This window comes from Sphingomonas sp. NIBR02145 (assembly GCF_027359115.1).
GTDB classification, from domain to species: Bacteria; Pseudomonadota; Alphaproteobacteria; order Sphingomonadales; family Sphingomonadaceae; genus Sphingomonas; species Sphingomonas kyeonggiensis_A.
Window position 1 is genome coordinate 383,189 of sequence record NZ_CP114791.1, and the last position, 17,427, is coordinate 400,615.

The 17,427-nt window shown below is 66.7% G+C and carries 20 protein-coding genes; 13 read left to right on the forward strand and 7 right to left on the reverse strand.

What is annotated here, in order from left to right; genetic code table 11:
- The first annotated feature begins 82 nt into the window (after positions 1-82).
- The gene (locus O3305_RS01865) at positions 83-433 is read left to right on the forward strand and encodes a hypothetical protein (protein ID WP_269574904.1); all 351 of its coding nucleotides are present in this window, start codon (positions 83-85) and stop codon (positions 431-433) included.
- On the opposite strand, the gene O3305_RS01870 is transcribed toward O3305_RS01865, so the two are convergent.
- The 4 genes from O3305_RS01870 to mtaB are packed head-to-tail and all read right to left on the reverse strand — an operon-like array spanning position 430 to position 4,938.
- Positions 430-2,175, reverse strand: a complete 1,746-nt coding sequence (locus tag O3305_RS01870) for a chloride channel protein (RefSeq protein WP_269574905.1) — start codon at positions 2,173-2,175, stop codon at positions 430-432. The two genes, O3305_RS01865 and O3305_RS01870, sit on opposite strands and share 4 nt — an antisense overlap.
- Before the next feature lie 6 nt (positions 2,176-2,181).
- Positions 2,182-2,796: a septation protein IspZ gene (gene ispZ, locus O3305_RS01875; protein WP_269574906.1), complete on the reverse strand. Its 615-nt coding sequence runs from the start codon at positions 2,794-2,796 to the stop codon at positions 2,182-2,184.
- Entirely contained in the window at positions 2,789-3,724 is a 936-nt protein-coding gene (gene ftsY, locus O3305_RS01880) for a signal recognition particle-docking protein FtsY (RefSeq protein ID WP_184167379.1), read from the reverse strand. Before ftsY ends, ispZ begins: the two co-directional genes overlap by 8 nt.
- Positions 3,721-4,938, reverse strand: a complete 1,218-nt coding sequence (gene mtaB / locus O3305_RS01885; protein ID WP_269574907.1) for a tRNA (N(6)-L-threonylcarbamoyladenosine(37)-C(2))-methylthiotransferase MtaB — start codon at positions 4,936-4,938, stop codon at positions 3,721-3,723. The genes ftsY and mtaB overlap by 4 nt, the downstream gene beginning before the upstream one ends.
- Between mtaB and O3305_RS01890 the strand changes: the two genes are divergently transcribed.
- Complete coding sequence (locus tag O3305_RS01890; protein WP_269574908.1) at positions 4,939-5,514, forward strand: DUF924 family protein; 576 nt, start codon at positions 4,939-4,941, stop codon at positions 5,512-5,514. It begins immediately after the preceding gene.
- A gap of 115 nt (positions 5,515-5,629) precedes the next feature.
- Here the strand turns inward: O3305_RS01890 and O3305_RS01895 are convergent, their stop codons facing one another.
- Positions 5,630-7,258: a putative bifunctional diguanylate cyclase/phosphodiesterase gene (locus tag O3305_RS01895; protein WP_269574909.1), complete on the reverse strand. Its 1,629-nt coding sequence runs from the start codon at positions 7,256-7,258 to the stop codon at positions 5,630-5,632.
- Positions 7,259-7,525: 267 nt separating this feature from the next.
- On the opposite strand from O3305_RS01895, the gene ffh reads away from it, so the two are divergent.
- The 7 genes from ffh (at position 7,526) to O3305_RS01930 (ending at position 13,927) form a co-directional block, all read left to right on the forward strand.
- Positions 7,526-9,022: a signal recognition particle protein gene (ffh, locus tag O3305_RS01900; RefSeq protein ID WP_184167370.1), complete on the forward strand. Its 1,497-nt coding sequence runs from the start codon at positions 7,526-7,528 to the stop codon at positions 9,020-9,022.
- Between the two features lie 89 nt (positions 9,023-9,111).
- Positions 9,112-9,639 carry a 30S ribosomal protein S16 gene (gene rpsP, locus O3305_RS01905; RefSeq protein WP_269574910.1) on the forward strand — a complete coding sequence of 176 codons (528 nt, stop codon included), beginning with the start codon at positions 9,112-9,114 and terminating at the stop codon, positions 9,637-9,639.
- A gap of 3 nt (positions 9,640-9,642) precedes the next feature.
- A complete protein-coding gene (rimM, locus tag O3305_RS01910; protein WP_269574911.1) occupies positions 9,643-10,134 on the forward strand; it encodes a ribosome maturation factor RimM in 492 nt (163 codons plus the stop codon).
- Positions 10,131-10,856 carry a metallophosphoesterase family protein gene (locus tag O3305_RS01915; protein ID WP_269574912.1) on the forward strand — a complete coding sequence of 242 codons (726 nt, stop codon included), beginning with the start codon at positions 10,131-10,133 and terminating at the stop codon, positions 10,854-10,856. Before rimM ends, O3305_RS01915 begins: the two co-directional genes overlap by 4 nt.
- Positions 10,857-11,008: 152 nt before the next feature.
- Positions 11,009-12,478, forward strand: coding sequence for a serine hydrolase domain-containing protein (locus O3305_RS01920; protein WP_269574913.1), 1,470 nt, complete (start codon positions 11,009-11,011; stop codon positions 12,476-12,478).
- 33 nt (positions 12,479-12,511) lie between these two features.
- Positions 12,512-13,090 carry a glycine-rich domain-containing protein gene (locus O3305_RS01925; RefSeq protein ID WP_269574914.1) on the forward strand — a complete coding sequence of 193 codons (579 nt, stop codon included), beginning with the start codon at positions 12,512-12,514 and terminating at the stop codon, positions 13,088-13,090.
- 6 nt (positions 13,091-13,096) lie between these two features.
- Positions 13,097-13,927: a TIGR04222 domain-containing membrane protein gene (locus O3305_RS01930; RefSeq protein WP_269574915.1), complete on the forward strand. Its 831-nt coding sequence runs from the start codon at positions 13,097-13,099 to the stop codon at positions 13,925-13,927.
- On the opposite strand, the gene O3305_RS01935 is transcribed toward O3305_RS01930, so the two are convergent.
- Positions 13,924-14,826: an NAD(P)/FAD-dependent oxidoreductase gene (locus O3305_RS01935; protein WP_269576427.1), complete on the reverse strand. Its 903-nt coding sequence runs from the start codon at positions 14,824-14,826 to the stop codon at positions 13,924-13,926. The genes O3305_RS01930 and O3305_RS01935 overlap by 4 nt on opposite strands.
- An 85-nt stretch (positions 14,827-14,911) precedes the next feature.
- Between O3305_RS01935 and O3305_RS01940 the strand changes: the two genes are divergently transcribed.
- The 4 genes from O3305_RS01940 to rplS are packed head-to-tail and all read left to right on the forward strand — an operon-like array spanning position 14,912 to position 16,684.
- Positions 14,912-15,190: an AbrB/MazE/SpoVT family DNA-binding domain-containing protein gene (locus tag O3305_RS01940; RefSeq protein ID WP_269574916.1), complete on the forward strand. Its 279-nt coding sequence runs from the start codon at positions 14,912-14,914 to the stop codon at positions 15,188-15,190.
- Positions 15,187-15,564: a type II toxin-antitoxin system VapC family toxin gene (locus O3305_RS01945; protein ID WP_269574917.1), complete on the forward strand. Its 378-nt coding sequence runs from the start codon at positions 15,187-15,189 to the stop codon at positions 15,562-15,564. Before O3305_RS01940 ends, O3305_RS01945 begins: the two co-directional genes overlap by 4 nt.
- A complete protein-coding gene (gene trmD / locus O3305_RS01950) occupies positions 15,561-16,298 on the forward strand; it encodes a tRNA (guanosine(37)-N1)-methyltransferase TrmD (RefSeq protein WP_269574918.1) in 738 nt (245 codons plus the stop codon). The genes O3305_RS01945 and trmD overlap by 4 nt, the downstream gene beginning before the upstream one ends.
- Positions 16,295-16,684 carry a 50S ribosomal protein L19 gene (gene rplS, locus O3305_RS01955; protein WP_184167341.1) on the forward strand — a complete coding sequence of 130 codons (390 nt, stop codon included), beginning with the start codon at positions 16,295-16,297 and terminating at the stop codon, positions 16,682-16,684. The genes trmD and rplS overlap by 4 nt, the downstream gene beginning before the upstream one ends.
- A 148-nt stretch (positions 16,685-16,832) precedes the next feature.
- Here rplS and O3305_RS01960 read toward each other — a convergent pair whose 3' ends face one another.
- A complete protein-coding gene (locus O3305_RS01960) occupies positions 16,833-17,351 on the reverse strand; it encodes a lipocalin-like domain-containing protein (protein ID WP_269574919.1) in 519 nt (172 codons plus the stop codon).
- Between the last annotated feature and the right edge of the window lie 76 nt (positions 17,352-17,427).

Below are 17,427 nucleotides of genomic sequence, written 5' to 3' on the forward strand. Positions count from 1 at the left end.
GACATGGTTTATCACGGTTTCCCGGGCATTCACCCGGCATTCAACTTGCGCCGTCGATCGTGTCGGGAACGGGAGAAGCCTCATGCGTCGCTATCTGATCCTTGCCCCCTTGCTGATCGTCGCGGCGCCGGCTTCGGCGCAGATCTGGCCCGGGCCGACCTTGAAGGGCCCATCGGGCGGTGCGATGGCCCGCGATTTCCGCACCGGCGAGACCGCCCAGATGATCAGCAACATCCAAAAGGGGCGTCAGGGCAACCAGCTGACCCGGCGCGAGGCGCGGCAGCTTAAGCGCGAGGTTCGGCAGGTCGATGTGCTGGAGGCGCGCTATGCCGAAGGCGGGCTAAGCCCTTCCGAGGAAGCCGAGCTGTTCGTGCGGCGTGAGGCTCTGCGCAATGACATTGCCGCCAAGCGCAGCGGGCAGCGCAAGCACTAGGCCTCGCCGTACAATTCCCGCTGGGAGCGCTCCAGTTCCTCGGCATAGCGGCGGCGGGCGTGGCGCTCGGTGATCAGGCCGATGACATTGCCTTCGCGATCGACCACGGCGAGATCGTCCGCCGCGACGCGGTCGAACATCTCCAGTACCTCACCGATCCCCATTTCCGGTGACAGCTTCGCCTGGGGCAGGCGGGCGAGGGTGCCGATTTCGGCGACCGGTTCGACTTCGGGCGACCAGGCGGCGGCGGTCTCGACGATGCCGGCATAGCGGCCCTTCACGTCGAGCAGCACGACCCGCGTTGTCGAGCCGAGCGGGAAGCGCTCGCGAAAGGCGGAGACGCTCGAATAGGCGGGTATCTGCGGCACGTCGCGGCGCATCATCTGGACGGCGGTGAGCGCGCGCATCCAGCCCACGTCGCGGCCGCTGCGCAGCGTCTCGCCGCGCAGGTGGAGGCGCCAGGTGGAGAAATTATAGCCGAAGGTCGAGCGCGCCACGGTCGAGGCAATCAGCGTGGCGGCGAGCGCGACGCCGGTGATGCTGAAATCATGGGTCACTTCGAGGACCAGCAGCGACATGGTCATCGGCCCACCGACCACCGCGACGGCAAGCGCCGCCATGCCGACCACGGTGGCATCGTCGGGCGCCAGCACGTGCAGGCCGGGCACCTGTGCGAGCATCACCTGGTAGAGCCGCCCGACCAGTGAGCCGAGGAACAGCGAGGCGAAGAACAGGCCGCCGCGAAAGCCGAAACCGAGCGATATCGCCGAGGCGAGCATCTTGAGCAGGATCGTCAGGGCGAGGCCGGCGATCGTCACTTCGGCCATCAGGTTGAGGTTGAGTGCGCCGTGACCGCCGGACAGCGCCTGGGGCGAGATCATCGCCAGCGGCACCAGCAGCAGCCCGCCGACCAGCGGCGCCCAGTGCATCGGCAGCTTCGAGCGATGCACCGCGTGCTCGACCAGCGAGACCAGTCGCATCAGGACGATGCCGAGCCCGGCGCAGAGTACGCCCAGCACGCCGTAGAGGATATAGTCGGCGGTCCCGATCGGATGCATGCCGCCCGCCGCGATCACATAGGGCGTCATGCCAAGCCCTCGTGCCAGCACTGCGGCGGACAGTGCGGCGAGCATCACCGGGGCAACCGTGGCCGGGCTATAGGCGCCGAGCACGACTTCGAAAGCGTAGAAGGCGCCGGTTAGCGGTGCGCCGAATGCCGCGCTCACCGCCGCGCCCGCGCCGGCGGCCATCAACGTGCGCAGGTCGCCACGGCGCAGCTTCACCTTCTGGCCGAGCAGCGAGGCGAGGCCACCGCCTGCCTGGGCATAGGCGGCCTCAAGCCCCACCGAGGCGCCGAAGCTGTTGGAGAGCAGGGTCGTGCCGACCACGGTGGCGGTGTCGCGCGCCGGGATGCGGCCGCCGTGCAGCGCATTGGCTTCGACGATGTCGACCGCCTTGCGTCGGCGCAGGAACCACAGGACCAGCCCGAGCAGTGCGCCGCCGACGGGCAGGGAGACCAGGCGCCAAGGCTCGATCTGACTGGCGGCGCTCAGATGCTCACCCTGTGCCAGGCCGAACAACAGCCGCTGGGTGCCGCGGGCGAGCTGGCCGAGCGCGATCGCGCTGGCGCCCGCACCAATCCCGACGAGCATCGAGAGCGCAAGGAACCACAGCGAATTGGTGCGCACCTGGCGCCGCAGCCAGTTGGTGGCGCGCACTGCGCGATAGAGGTTGCTCGACACCGCCGCTTACTCCTGTGGCGGGATCGGCGCCTCCTCGGGCTTCTCGAGCTGCAGGCCGTGCTTGAGCAGCAGCGGGATGTTGAGCATCGCGAATACGAGCGTGACCGGAATCATGATCCAGGTCTTGAAGAATACCCACTGGTCCCAGCTGACGAAGTGGCGAACGACTTCGTTGACCACTGCGGCGGCGAGGAAGAACAGCGCCCAGTTGATCGTCAGCAGCCGCCAGCCACGCGCCGAGAGCCCGGGATAGGCCTGTTCGAGCAGCATCTGGAGCAGCGGCTTGTCGGCGATCACGCCGTAGCCGAGCACCACGGCGAACATCGCATAGATGATCGTTGGCTTGATCTGGATGAAGGTCTGGTCATGGAAATAGAGGGTGAGCCCGCCGAACAGCAGTACGAACGCGGCGGTGATCCACAGCATCGGCGAGACGTGACGGGTCTTCCACCAGCTCAGCGCGATCGCCGCCGCCATCGCGATCATAAATGCTACGGTCGCCGCGAACACGCGGGCGAGCACCGGGCCCTGGGCGATCGCATTGACGCCGAAGAACACCGCGAGCGGGCCGTAATCGATCAGCATCCGAACGCCGGGCGAGGCGGCCTGTTTCTCAGCCATTGGTAAGCTCCTCCACGCCCGCGATGATGCGCGCCACTTCCTGCGCATTGAACGGACGCAGATCGTCCACCTTCTCGCCTACGCCGATCGCATGGATCGGCAGGCCGTATTTCTCCGCTGCCGCGACCAGCACGCCGCCGCGTGCGGTGCCGTCGAGCTTGGTCATCACCAGCCCGGTGACCCCGGCGACTTCCTTGAACACTTCGATCTGGTTGAGCGCGTTCTGGCCGGTGGTGGCATCGAGCACCAGTACCACGTCGTGCGGCGCCGCCGGATTGAGGCGGCCGAGCACGCGGCGGATTTTGGCCAGCTCGTCCATCAGCTCGGTCTTGTTCTGCAGGCGGCCGGCGGTATCGACGATCAGCACGTCGGTGCCGATCTCGGTCGCCTTCTTCACTGCCTCGAACACGATGCCGGCGGCATCGCCGCCCTCGGCGCCCGAGACGATCGGCACGCCGATCCGCTCCGCCCAGGTGCGAAGCTGGCCGATCGCAGCGGCGCGGAACGTGTCACCTGCGGCGAGCATCACCGAATAATCCTGCTCCATCAGCAGGTTGGCAAGCTTGGCGATCGTCGTGGTCTTGCCCGATCCGTTGACGCCGATGACCAGGATCACCTGCGGACGCGGGAAAGCCTCGATCTCCAGCTTCTTCGCGACCGGCTCCAATGCCTTGGCGACTTCGTCGGCCACGATGAGGCGGATGCCCAGCTCCTCCATGTTGCGCTCGAACTGGCCGTCGGCGAGCCGCTGACGCACGCGCGCGGCAGTGGCGGGGCCGAGGTCCGATGCGATCAGCGCTTCCTCGATCTCGTCCAGCGTCGCATCGTCGAGCCGGGCCAGACCGAGGCCGGCGAGGTTGCCGATCAGCCGGTCGGAAGTCTTGCGGAAGCCGCCGAGAAGGCGCTCGTGCCAGCTGGGGCCGCTCATGCGATCAGCTTCCCGTCCCGGACATCCACGATCTTGACGCTCACAATCTCTCCGACTTCATGGGGGGCGAGGCGAACCTCGGCGAAATTGCCGGCATGGCCCCGCTCTCCGGGGCGCTCTACCAGCACTTGTTGGGTGCTGCCTACCAGGCTTTGCAGCCAATTGTCCCTGACGCGTGCGGCTTCGGCGCGCAGGCGGGCGGCGCGGGCCTTCACCACTTCGGGCTCGACAAGCGGCATCCTGGCCGCCGGGGTGCCGGCGCGGGGCGAATAGGGGAAGATGTGCGCGTGGACGATGTTGCACTCCGCGACCAGCGCCAGGGTGTTCTCGAACATTTCCTCGGTTTCGGTCGGGAAGCCGGCGATCAGGTCGGCGCCGATCGCGATGTCCGATCGGGCAGCGCGCAGCCGCTCGGCCAGCGCGACCGACTGGGCGCGGCTGTGGCGGCGCTTCATGCGCTTCAGGATCATGTCGTCGCCCGCCTGCAGCGAGAGATGGACGTGCGGCATCAGGCGTGGCTCCCCGGTGAGCAGGGCAAACAACCGGTCGTCGACTTCGATCCCGTCGAGCGAGGAAAGCCGCAGGCGCTGTAGCCCGGGAACGTGCGTCAGGACGCGCTCGACGAGCTGGCCCAGGCTCGGGGTGCCGGGCAGGTCGGGGCCGTAGCTGGTCAGGTCCACGCCGGTCAGCACGACCTCGGCATGGCTTTCGGCAAGCTGGGCGACGCGGTCGATCACGGCGCCGGCGGGCACCGAGCGGCTGTTTCCCCGGCCATAGGGGATCGCGCAGAAGGTGCAGCGATGGTCGCAGCCATTCTGCACCTCGACGAACGCGCGGGCATGGGTGGAGAAGCTCGCGGCGAGATGCGGCGCGGTCTCCCGCACCGCCATGATGTCCTGCACCAGCACCGGCTCGGGGGCGGCCCAGGCTTTGCCATCCAGCTTCTCGGCATTGCCGATCACCCGGTCGACCTCGGGCATCGCGGCAAAGGCCTGGGGATCGATCTGCGCCGCGCAGCCCGTCACCACCAGCTCGGCGCCCGGCCGCTCGCGGCGCGCGCGCCGGATCGCCTGGCGCGTCTGCTTGACGGCCTCGTTGGTCACCGCGCAACTGTTGATCACGACAGTGTCACGATCCGTCAGCAGCGCGCGGATCGTTTCGCTCTCGGCGAGGTTGAGTCGGCAGCCCAGGCTGATGACGTGAGGGGATGACATTTGACCGGTGATCTAGGCGCAGCGACCCTGGATGTCCACGCGAAGGCCCGCGAAGTGACGGGCTTCTGGTTCGCGCTAACGCCCGAGCAGCATTTCGCCCGCTCGGAAAAGCTCGATGCGGAGATCAAGGCGCGCTTCGGCCCGTTGCGCGATCTCGTGCTGGGATCGGGTGCGGCGGGCTGGCGCGACGATCCCGAAACCGTGCTCGCGGCGATCATCCTGCTCGACCAGTTCAGCCGCAACCTCCACCGCGACAGCGCCGAGGCCTATGCCGCCGATCCGCTGGCCCTGCAGCTGGCGCTGGAGGCGATCAACCGAGGCTGGGAGGTGGCGATGACGGCGGAGGAGCGCCAGTTTCTTTACCTGCCGCTCGAGCATGCCGAGGACCCGGCGATGCAGGCGCTGAGCGTCGAGAAGTTCGGCTCGCTGGGCGACGCGTACATTCTCGATTTCGCGCAGAAGCATGCGGAGGTGATCGCCAGGTTCGGGCGCTTTCCCAGCCGGAATGCCGTGCTGGGGCGGGAATCGACCGCGGAAGAGCGGGCGTTTCTCAGCGAGGAGGGTTCGGGCTGGTAGGGCGCCGCAAAATATCAACCGTCACCCTGAACGTGCTTCAGGGTCCAGCGCTCCACGGTCACTATCCCATGCGGCTCCCTAGATGCTGAAACAAGTTCAGCATGACTAACCGGGCTCAGCCCGCCAGCCTCTGCCCCGAATCCGGCGCTTCCGGCGTGCCCGAGCCGCTGCCCGGGTGGATCAGGCGGCGCTCGGCGAGCAATCGCCGCACGCCGCTCACCGAGAGCGGCTTGCCATAATACCAGCCCTGCGCCTTGGCGCAGCCGGCGGCCCGCAGCCGCTCCTCGATCGCGGCGTCTTCCACGCCCTCGGCGGTGATTGGCAGGTTCAGGCTCTCGCCCAGGCTGATGATCGCGTTGACGATCGCTGCCGAATCCGCGCTCGAGTTGAGCGAGATGATGAAGCTCTTGTCGATCTTGATCCGGTCGAAGGGCAGCGCGCGCAGGTGGGCCAGCGACGAATAGCCGGTGCCGAAATCGTCGAGCGCCAGCCGGGCGCCCTGGTTCTTGAGGCTGCCGACGATCGACTGCGCCAGTGCGAGATTGTCGAACAGCGCGCTCTCGGTGATCTCCACTTCCAGCCGGCTCGCCGGGAAGCCGGTCTCGGCCAGCACCTTGATGATCTTCTGCGCCAGCCAGGCGTCGCGCAGCTGCCAGGGTGAGATGTTGATCGACAGGGTGAGCGAGGGATCCCAGTCGCGCGCGGCGAGGAAGGCCTGGCGCATGATCGACAGCGAGAGGTCGGCGATCATGCCGGTCTCCTCCGCGATCGGGATGAAAAGCTCGGGGCTGATCAGCCCGCGCTGCGGATGCTCCCAGCGCGCCAGCACCTCGAAGCCGTGCAGGCGGTTGGTGCTGAGGTCGATCTGCTGCTCGAAATAGGGGACGATCTCGCCGCGCGGGATCGCGGTGCGCAGGCCATTTTCCAGCTCGTTGCGGATCTGGAGCTCGCGTTCCATCGAATGATCGAACCAGGCATAGCGGCTTCGGCCCGATTTCTTGGCCGCATACATCGCGATGTCGGCCGAGCGCATCAGCGCGTCGATGCTCGCGCAGTCGAAGTCGGAGCGGGCGATGCCGAGCGAGCAGGAGATGTGCAGGCGCAGTCCCTCGGCTTCGAAGGGCTGGGCCATGCGGCTGACCAGCCGCTCGGCAATGCGCTCGACGACGGTGGGCTCGGTGGGATCGAACAGGAAGCCGCAGGCGAACTCGTCGCCGCCCAGCCGCGCGGTGAGCGCGATCGGCGGCATGACGTGCGCGATTTCGGCGGCGACGGCGCGGAGCAGCGCGTCGCCCACGGCATGGCCGTGCATGTCGTTGATCGTCTTGAAGTGATCGAGGTCGAGCATCAGCATCGCCATCGCCTTGCGGCGGCGCTGGGCCCGGACGAACATCGCCGCGCCTTCCTCGGCGAGGCTGCGGCGGTTGAGGAAGCCGGTCAGCGGGTCGCGATTGGCGAGCTGCTGGGCGCGTTCCTCGGCGGCGGTGCGGATCAGCACTTCCTGGCTGAGCTCGTTGTGGCGACGCCAGCCGAACAGGATCAGCGCGACGTTGAGCAGCAGCGCGATGACCAGCGTGCGGTCCGCCGGCTCGCCGCCCTCGAAATAGAATTGCAGCGTCTTGGACAGCACCGCGCTGCCGATGCCGACGAACAAAAGGATCGCGGCAACGCTGATCGCGCCCGAAAGCAGGTTCGGGCGCTGGGCGCTTTGCGATACGGCTTGTTCTTCGAAGTCCAGCGGCATGCCGGCGACGATCCCCAACTGTGATCGGGGCGTTTTCTCATGGCCAGGGTATAGAACGGGTTAAGCCCGTGACACCTTCGTGCAATATTTTGCGCCCGTGCCCCGGGCTTGCCTCGCGCGGGCGGATCGGGTAGGGGCCGCCGCGACCGTTCTCTTTGAACGCGAGACATTTGCCACCCCAAGGGGTGACGCCGGCCGACGAGGTTTCGTCCGCCGGCGTGTTTTGCGTTTGGTGATTCGCGGTCGGGAATTGGAGTGTCTGGGTTCATGTTCGAAAGTCTGAGCGAACGGCTGGGTGGCGTATTCGATCGCCTGCGTGGTCGTGGCGCGCTGACCGAAGCCGATGTCCGCACCGCCATGCGCGAAGTGCGGATCGCCCTGCTGGAGGCCGATGTCGCGCTTCCGGTGGCGCGCGACTTCGTCGAGAAGGCGACCGAACAGGCGATCGGCCACGAAGTGCTCCGCTCGGTCACGCCGGGCCAGCAGGTGGTCAAGATCGTCCACGACACGCTCGTGGACATGCTCGGTCCGGACACGGCCGAGCTCAACATCGCCGTCACTCCGCCCGCCGTCATCATGCTCGTGGGTCTCCAGGGCTCGGGCAAGACGACCACCACCGCCAAGCTGTCCAGGCTGCTCAAGAGCCAGGGCAAGAAGGTGATGATGGCGTCGCTGGACGTGAACCGTCCGGCCGCGCAGGAGCAGCTCGCGGTGCTGGGTACCCAGACCGAGGTATCGACGCTGCCGATCGTCGCCGGCCAGCAGCCGGTCGAGATCGCCAGGCGTGCGCTCAATGCCGCCAAGCTCCAGGGCTATGACGTCCTGATGCTCGATACCGCCGGCCGACTGCACGTCGACCAGGCGCTGATGGACGAGATGAAGGCGGTGGCGGACATCGCCACGCCGAACGAGATCCTGCTCGTCGTCGACTCGCTCACCGGTCAGGACGCCGTGAACGTCGCATCGAGCTTCTCCGAGCAGGTGCCGCTCACCGGCGTGATCCTAACCCGCATGGACGGCGATGCCCGTGGCGGCGCGGCGCTGTCGATGCGCGCGGTCACCGGCAAGCCGATCAAGTTCGCCGGCATGGGCGAGAAGCTCGACGCGCTCGAGCCCTTCCATCCCAAGCGCGTTGCCGGCCGCATCCTCGGCATGGGCGACGTCGTCAGCCTCGTCGAGAAGGCGGCGGCTGCGATCCAGGAGGAAGACGCCGAGAAGATGGCGGCGCGGCTGGCCAAGGGCCAGTTCGACATGAACGACCTGCGCAACCAGCTTGCCCAGATGCGCCGCATGGGCGGCCTGGGTGCGCTCGCCGGCATGATGCCGGGCATGAAGAAGGCGCAGGCAGCGGTCGACCAGGTCGGCGGCGACAAGGTGCTGATCCGCATGGACGCGATGATCACCTCGATGACGCCGAAGGAGCGCGCCAAGCCGGACCTGATCAACGCCAAGCGCAAGATCCGCATCGCCAAGGGTTCGGGGACGACCGTGCAGGACGTCAACAAACTCCTGAAGATGCATATGGAAATGCAGACCGCGATGAAGCGGCTGAAGAAGATGGGCGGCCTGAAGGGCATGCTGGGCATGCTCGGCAAGGGTGGCCCCGGCGGCGGCATGGGCGGCATCGGCAACGCGCTGGGTGGCGCCGGGCTGGGCGACATGATGGGCAAGCTGGATGGCCCCGGCGGCGGGCTTCCGGGCCTTGGTGGCCCCGGCGCACCGCAGCTCCCGCCCGGTTTCGAGAATTTGCTCAAGAAGAAGTGATTACCCCGCCCAGCCGTCAGGCGGCGGGGCAGCAACCAAAGCAGATCCGGTCGTGGCCGGGCTGACGAATACGAAGAAGGAAGATTGTAATGGCTATTTCCCTGCGTCTGTCGCGCGGCGGCTCGAAGAAGCGTCCGTACTACCGCATCGTCGTTGCGGACGCCCGTTCGCCCCGCGACGGCAAGTTCATCGAGAAGATCGGCACCTACAACCCGCTCCTCGCCAAGGACGATGCCAAGCGCGTCGTGCTCGACGGTGAGCGCGCCAAGTACTGGCTGGGCGTCGGCGCGCAGCCGACCGATCGTGTCGCTCGCTTCCTCGACGCCGCCGGCCTGAAGGAGCGCGCTGCGCGCAGCAACCCGAACAAGGGCAAGCCGGGCGAGAAGGCCGTCGAGCGCGCTGAGGAGCGTGCCGAGAAGATCAAGGCCGCTGAGGAAGCCGCTGCCGAGGCGAAGGCTGCCGAGGCCGCTGCCGCCGCTGCTCCGGCCGAGGACACGCAGGCTGAGGCCGAAGCCGTGATCGCGGCCGAGGTCGAGGCTGCCACCGAGGAGCCGACCGCGGAAGCCGAGCAGGTCGCCGAGGCGACCGCCGAAGAGACCCCGCCGGCAGAGGCATAAGCCTTGTCGAGCGATCAGCCCGTCACGCTTGCCGTCGTCATTGGTGCGCACGGCGTGACGGGCGAGGTCCGCCTGAAGGTCTTCGCCGAGGACCTGTCTACGCACCGCCAGTTCAATGGCGGTGCGCTGACGCTCAAATCGGTACGCGGCGGGCCCAACGGCACGATCGCGCGCTTCGCAGAGGTTGCCGACCGCAATGCGGCCGAGGCCCTGCGTGGCACCGAGCTGCGCGTGCCGCGCTCGGCGCTGCCCCCGCTGGGCGAGGGCGAATATTATCATGTCGACCTACTGGGCCTCCCTGCCGTCTCCGATGCAGGAGAAGTGCTGGGCAAGGTCGTTGCGATCGACGATTTCGGCGCGGGCGACGTGATCGAGATCGAGCGGCCAGCCGATGAGAATGGCAAGGCCAAGCGCTTCATGGTGCCGATGAACGTTGCGGCGGTGCCCGAATGGGATGCCGAGCGGCTGGTGGTGAGCGCCGCCTTCGTCGAATGACGAAGATCGCCGTCCTTTCCGACATTCACGGCAACTTGCCGGCCCTGATCGCGACCGTCACCGATGCCGAGGCCCGCGGCTGCACACGCTTCCTCAACCTGGGTGACATATTGTCAGGCCCGCTCTGGCCGGCGGAGACCGCTGCCTGGCTGATGGCGCGCGACTGGCCGACCATCGCCGGCAATCACGAGCGCCAGGTCCTCACCGATCCGCCCGAGCGAATGAACGCGTCCGATGCCTTTACCAGGGCGGCGCTGGGTCCCGAGGCGCTGGCCTGGATGGCGAACCTGCCCGAGACTTTGGCGCTGGATGGCATGTTCCTCTGCCACGGCACGCCGACGAGCGACGTGTCTCCGCTCACCGATACGCTTGAAGGTGAGACGCTGCGTGTCGCCAGCGAGGCCGAACTCACCGCGCGGCTGGGCGGGCAGGGGGCCTTGCTCACCCTGTGCGGCCATACCCATGTCCCGCGCCTGCTCGCGCTTTCCGATGGGCGCCGCGTGCTGAACCCCGGCAGCGTCGGGCTGCAGGCCTATGACGACGATCATCCGCGGCCCTACCGCGTCGAGAATGGCGATCCGCTGGCGCGTTATGCGGTGATCGATGGCGAGGCGATCAGCCTTCACACGGTCGCCTATGACCACCTTGCCGCTGCGCGAAAGGCGGAGGTGGAAGGGCGCTCAGACTGGGCGATTGCACTGGCGACGGGACGGATGTGCTGAATCCCTGGCAGCTCCCCGGCTTTCGCCAGGGAAACATGTAGCTCAAGCGCACGAGTGACGCGTCCCGGTTGGCCAGCTATCGTCCCGGCAAATATCGGGGGAAGCACATGAACTGGTTCGGCACCGCACTCACCGCAGCCGCATTCTGTAGCTTGGCGGCACCCGCGGCGGCGCAGACGAAAGCCACTGCGTTGCAGCCGCAGTTCGAAGCGATCGACCGCCAGTTCGAGAACTTCCAGCGCGACACGCCGACGCCCGGCCTGGTCTATGGCATCGTTGCCGAGGGCAAGCTCGTCCATGTCCGCGGCTTCGGCGTGCAGGACGTCGTCACCAGGCGCCCGGTCACGCCCGATACGCTGTTCCGCATCGCGTCGATGACCAAAGCCTTCACCGCGCTCTCGATCCTGGCGCTGCGCGATGCAGGCAAGCTTTCGCTCGACGACTATGCCGAGAAATATGTGCCCGAGATGCGTGGCTGGAAATACCCGACCAGCGACAGCCCGCGCATCCGGATCCGTGACCTGCTCTCGCACGTCGCCGGCTTCGTCACCGACGATCCCTGGGGCGATCGCCAGACGCCGATGCCCGAAGCGGAGTTCACCAGACTCCTCCAGACCGGTGTGCCTTTCAGCCGGGTGCCCGATACGGCACATGAATATTCGAACTTCGGCTATGCGTTGCTCGGCCACATCGTCGCGAACGTCTCGGGCATGCCCTATCGCAGCTATGTCGAGCGCATGATCCTCAAGCCGCTCGGCATGACTTCCAGTGGCTTCGAAGTGAGCGAATGGCCGATCGAGCGGCGTGCGATCGGCTATCGCTTCGAGAAGGGGGCGTGGACGGAAGAGCCGACCATGCGCAACGGCGCCTTCGGTCCGATGGGTGGGCTGCAGGTTAGTGCGAACGACTATGCCAAGTGGATCGCCTTCCTGCTCTCCGCCTGGCCGCCGCGCGACGGGCCGGACGCAGGACCGGTAAAGCGTGCGACGGTGCGCGAACTGGCGCAGGGGCTGAACTTCGTGCGGATGACGCCGCGCTACGGCGCCACCGCCAAGACCGGCTGCATGCAGGGCACCGCCTATGGCAAGGGCCTGCGGGTCTCGCAGGATTGCGAGCTCGGCATGATGCTGCACCATGGCGGCGGCTATCCCGGCTATGGATCGCACATGCTGCTGGTGCCGGAGGCGGGCGTGGGGATCTTCGTCTTCACCAACCGCACCTATACCGGCGCGGCGGGCATCGCCTGGGACGCGATGTTCGGGCTCGACAAGGTCGGTGCTCTGGCCTTCTCCGAGACCCCGCTTAGCCCCGACCTCGCTGCTGCGCTCGATACCGCACGCGCGATCTATGCCGCCGGAGACGTGGCGGTTGCCCGATCATCGCTGGCGATGAACTTCCTGATGGACCGCTCCGCGGCCGACTGGCGGAGTGACCTCGCCGCACTTCGTACGCAGCTCGGTGCCTGCACCGGCAAGGGCGAGCCGCCACATCCCACCGGCCGGCTCTCCGGCGCGTTCCGCTGGCAGTGCGACAAGGGCATCCTCGACGGCACGATCCTGCTCGCGCCGACCACGCCGAGCACGATCCAGTCGCTGAAGCTCACACCCGTGCCGAAGCCTTGACAAATTAAACCTACCATATTAGTAGGAATTTAGATGAGCAAGGCCCCCGGTCTGTCTCGAACCCCTACCGACCACCCGGTCTGGACGGCGCTTTCCCATTACAGCATCGGCCCCGAGGACGCGGCGCTCAGCTTCGCCGAGCGGCTGGCGCGCGAGAATGGCTGGAGCCCTGCCGAGGCGGAACGGGTGATCGAGGAGTATAAGCGCTTCTGCTTCCTCGCGGTGACGGCGGAGCATCCGGTCACCCCGTCGGACCAGGTCGACCAGGCCTGGCACCTGCACCTCACCTATACCCGGGATTACTGGGAGCGCTTCTGCCCCCAGGTGCTCGGCCGCCCACTCCATCACGGCCCTACGGCCGGCGGACGCGAGGAGGGGCATCGCTACTTCACCCAATATGCCGAGACGCTGCGCAGCTACGAGCACGTCTTCGGCACGCCGCCCGCGGATCTGTGGCCCGACGCGGGGCGGCGCCTGTTGCAGGACCACAAAGCGCGCCGCGTGCATCCGCGCGACGCATTTATCGTGCCCCGGAGGCCATTCCGGATCGCGCTGCCGGTAGCGTTTGCGGCGCTCTTCCTGCTGGTCCTATGGGCCTTTCTGAGGAGCTAGGACTTTATGTCGCTCGGACCCTTCGACCTTACCGGCGGGCCGTTTCTCATCCTCTATGGCGCCCTGCTGGTAGTCACCATCATCGCCGGTTTCACCATAGCGCGCTGGCTCCGGCCCGAGGGCCGCACCCCGCGCAACATCGATGCCGACCATCTCGCCTTTCTGGCCGGCGGCAGCACCCGCCTTGCCGAGACCGTCGCCGCCCGGCTGCTCGCCAGCCGTCAGCTCGTGATGGACGGCAAGGATCACTACACGCCAGGCCATCTCGGTGGCTCGACGCCGGTGGAGCGCAGCGTGCTGGCGCTGCCCGACAGTTCGAGCTGGGGCCGGGTCGCCGGAGCGATCGGCAAGCATGCCGACGCCATTCGCCAGCGGCTGATTTCCGACCAGCTGCTGATCGGCACCGGCGAGGCGCTCCAGTTGCGCTTCTTCCAGACCTTGCCCTACTTACTGCTGCTCGGCTTCGGCTACACCAAGCTGCTGATCGGCGAGGCGCGGGGCAGGCCGGTCGGCTATCTCACGCTCTTCCTGGTCCTCACGGCGATCCTGGCTTTCATCCGCTTCGCCGCGCTCGACCGGCGCACCCGCGCCGGGCAGGAAGTCCTGGCCGAGGCGCGCGAACGCCATGAACGTCTCCGCCGGGCGCCGGCCGGCGGGGAGGCCGACCTGGGCGTGGCGCTGTTCGGCACGGTGGTGCTGGTCGGCTCGGACTGGGGCGGCTTCCACCAGGCTCGGGCGGCAAGCTCGGGCGGCGATGGCGGGAGTGGCAGCAGTGGCGGCGACGGCGGTGGCAGCAGCGGCTGCGGCGGTGGCGGCTGCGGCGGGTGCGGCAGCTAGCGCCGGATCGGCTTCTGCTCTGCCAGCAGGTTGCGGATGGTGGTGGCGGCGACGCCGGCCTCACCCATCGCATGGCTGATCTGGTCGAGTCCCCGTGCCACGTCCCCGGCCGCGAACAGTCCGGGGACGCTGGTGCGTTGATGATCGTCCACCTCCAGGCAGCCATTCTCATCCGCCCGCGCGCCGACCTGGATCGCAAGGCCTGAGCGGATCACCGATCCCAGCGCGGGGTAGATCGTGTCGAAGTCCTTGCGTCCCTCGGCCGTATCGAGCGCGATCCGCTCGCCTTCGATCGCATAGCCGCCGCATGGCCCCTCGATCCGGGCGATCCCCGCCTCGTCGAGCAGCGTCACTTCCTCGTCCGACAGCGCATGTGCTTCCGGAGCGATCAGCGTCACGTCCGCGCTGTAGCCGCGCAGGAACAGCGCTTCGGCCATGCCGTGGCTGCCGGTGCCGATCACGCCGACCCGCTTGTCGGTCACTTCATAGCCGTCGCAGATCGGGCAATAGCGCAGCAGTCCGCCGGCCAGCGCCGTGTCGTGCAGCTCGTTCGGCATGTCCGGCCGGTTGTTCACCACGCCGGTCGCGAGCAGCACGGTGCGCGCGGCATGCTCCCGCTCGCCGACGCGCACGCCGAATCCGCCCTCGATCAGCCTTAGTCCTTCGACTTCGGCAAGTTCGCGCACTGCGCCATATTTCTCCGCCTGCGCCAGCATGCGGGCGAGCAACTCCTTGCCCGAGATGCCTTCGGGATACCCGGCATGGTTGCGCGTGCAGGGGATCTGCGCCGCCCGGCTCGATCCGCAATCGAACAGCCGGATGTCGAGATGGAACCGCGCCAGATAGATCGCCGCGGTGAGGCCGGCAGGGCCACCGCCGATGATGATGCAATCGTCCATGCTGTCGGGCCAAGCGCTCGGCCCCACCGCTAGTTCCTTGACGCCTCAATCGTATGTATATACTTTGTATATACAGGAGGTCGTGATGGGCGAAGAATATCGCGCAAAAGTGTTCAAATCGGGCAATTCGCTCGCCCTGCGTTTGCCCAAAGCGCTTGGCCTGAAAGAGGGCGCGGAAATGAAGGTGCGAGCGGAATCCGGCCGCTTCGTGGTCGAGCCTGCCGACGCCAAGAGGAAAATTACGGGCGAGGGCTGGATGGGGATGCTGCCCGGCTTGAAACCGCTTACTCGTGAGGAACGAGAATTTGAGGCTAGCCCTAGGCCCTGGGATGATCCTGACTGGGAAGGGCCGTCGCAGAAGTGAGATATCTACTCGATACGAACATCTGCATTCTGCTTTTCGGTGTGGATCACCCGAGACTGAAGGAGCGGGTGCGCCTCTGTGATGAAGGCGAGTTGGCTATCTCTGCGATAACCTGCGCTGAACTTGCTTTTGGCAGCGCCAATGGAAAAATTCCGCACCCTTTCGTACTTGATGCATTTCTGAGGCAAGTTCCCGTCCTTGACTTCGATCTGGCCGCAGCCAAAGGCACCTATCCGTTCTTGCCATTCAAGCGAGCCAGCTTTGATCGACTGATCGCTGCACATGCGATCGCGAGGGGGCTTACGTTGATCACCAACAATGAACGTGATTTTGCGGATATTCCCGAGTTGAGAATCGAGAACTGGACCCTGTGACCTTCAATGCAACCGTTCTAACGCTTTACCCCGAGATGTTTCCCGGGCCGCTCGGCATATCGCTCGCCGGGCGCGGCCTGCGCGAAGGGCTGTGGAGCATGGAAGCCGTCCAGATCCGCGACTTCGCGACCGACAAGCATCGCTCGGTCGACGACACGCCGGCCGGGGGCGGAGCCGGGATGGTGATGCGGGTGGACGTGCTCGCCGCCGCGCTCGACAGCGTGGCGCCTGGTCGGCCGATCCTCGCCATGACGCCGCGCGGCAAGCCACTCACTCAGGACCGGGTTCGCCAGATCGCAGAGGGCCCTGGCGCAGTGGTAATCTGCGGCCGGTTCGAAGGGATGGACGAGCGGCTGTTCGAAGCGCGCGAGATCGAGCAGGTCTCGATCGGCGACTATATCCTGTCCGGCGGCGAGATGGCAGCGCTCACCATGCTTGACGCTTGCATTCGCCTCATTCCCGGAGTAATGGGCGCGCCTTCCAGCGGCATGGACGAGAGCTTCGAAACGGGGCTGCTCGAATATCCGCAATATACCCGACCTGTTGAATGGGAAGGGCGCACGATCCCCGAAGTGCTGCGATCGGGGGATCATGCGAAGATCGAGGCCTGGCGTAGAAGCCGTGCCGAGACCGACACACGGCTACGGAGGCCGGACCTTTGGGAGCGCCACGAGGGCGCTCGGGTCCAACCTCCCTCTGGCGCGCGGCGACGAAAACAGGACGACAAGAAATGAACCTGATCCAGAAGCTCGAAGCCGAGCAGATCGCCAAGTTCAACGAGGCGAAGAAGATTCCGGAGTTCCGCCCGGGCGACACCCTCAAGGTCGGCGTGAAGGTCGTCGAAGGCGAGCGCACCCGCGTGCAGAACTATGAGGGCGTGTGCATCGCCCGTGCCAACAAGGGCATGGGTTCGAGCTTCACCGTCCGCAAGATTTCGTTCGGTGAGGGCGTCGAGCGCGTCTTCCCGCTCTATTCGCCGAACATCGACAGCATCGAGGTGGTTCGCCGCGGTGTCGTGCGTCGCGCGAAGCTCTATTACCTGCGTGGCCGCACCGGCAAGTCGGCGCGTATCGCCGAGCGTCGCGATCCGCGTCCGACCGAGGTCGCAGCCGCCGAGTAAGCTTCGGCTTCCACGGATACGAAAAGGGCGCGGTGGCGATGGCTACCGCGCCCTTTTTCATTTCCGGCGTCGTGATAGCCAGCGGACAAGCGCGCCGATCGCGTCGAACAGCGCGCGTCGATGCTCCACCCATTCGCGGCCGTAGAAATCATCCATCGCCGCCGCCTTCCCGGACGCGCCGCCAGATGGAATAGGCGGTCGTCCCGTTGCCCGAAGCGCTGGCCGGCACGGCATAGCGCAGCAGCCTGTCCTGCAGCGCATAGTCGCGCACCTGGCGCCGGCCCTCCCAGTTCGGGAAGGAAGCGCCCTCGACATCGAAGACGAGCTGCTTCGCGGCGGCATCGATGCGGACGCGGCCGAAATGGGTGCTCGATCCCAGCGCTGCGGCGCGGAACTCCTCGGGTGTCCCGCGCGCCTTGTCGCCGGTGGCGAAGGCCGGGCGGTCGCGCCGGAAGATCTGCAGGCTGTAGCGTCCTGCGGAGTCGACGATCAGCAGCCCCAGCGGATGCTCGCCATAATTGGTCACCCGCCGCCCGTCGGCGAGGATTTCATAGGCAGAATCCATCACCCAGGTGCCGGCCAGGCTCGGCGCCTCGTCTGTCACGCGCGCGTCTCCGCTGCCCGCCGCGGCGACCATGCCGGCGGCGAGGATGAGTTGTTTCACCATCTCTCGTTCCTCCATGTAACCTGTCGAGTCGGTTACAAGGGTGTGTTGCGACGACGCTCGTAACCTGTCAATAGGG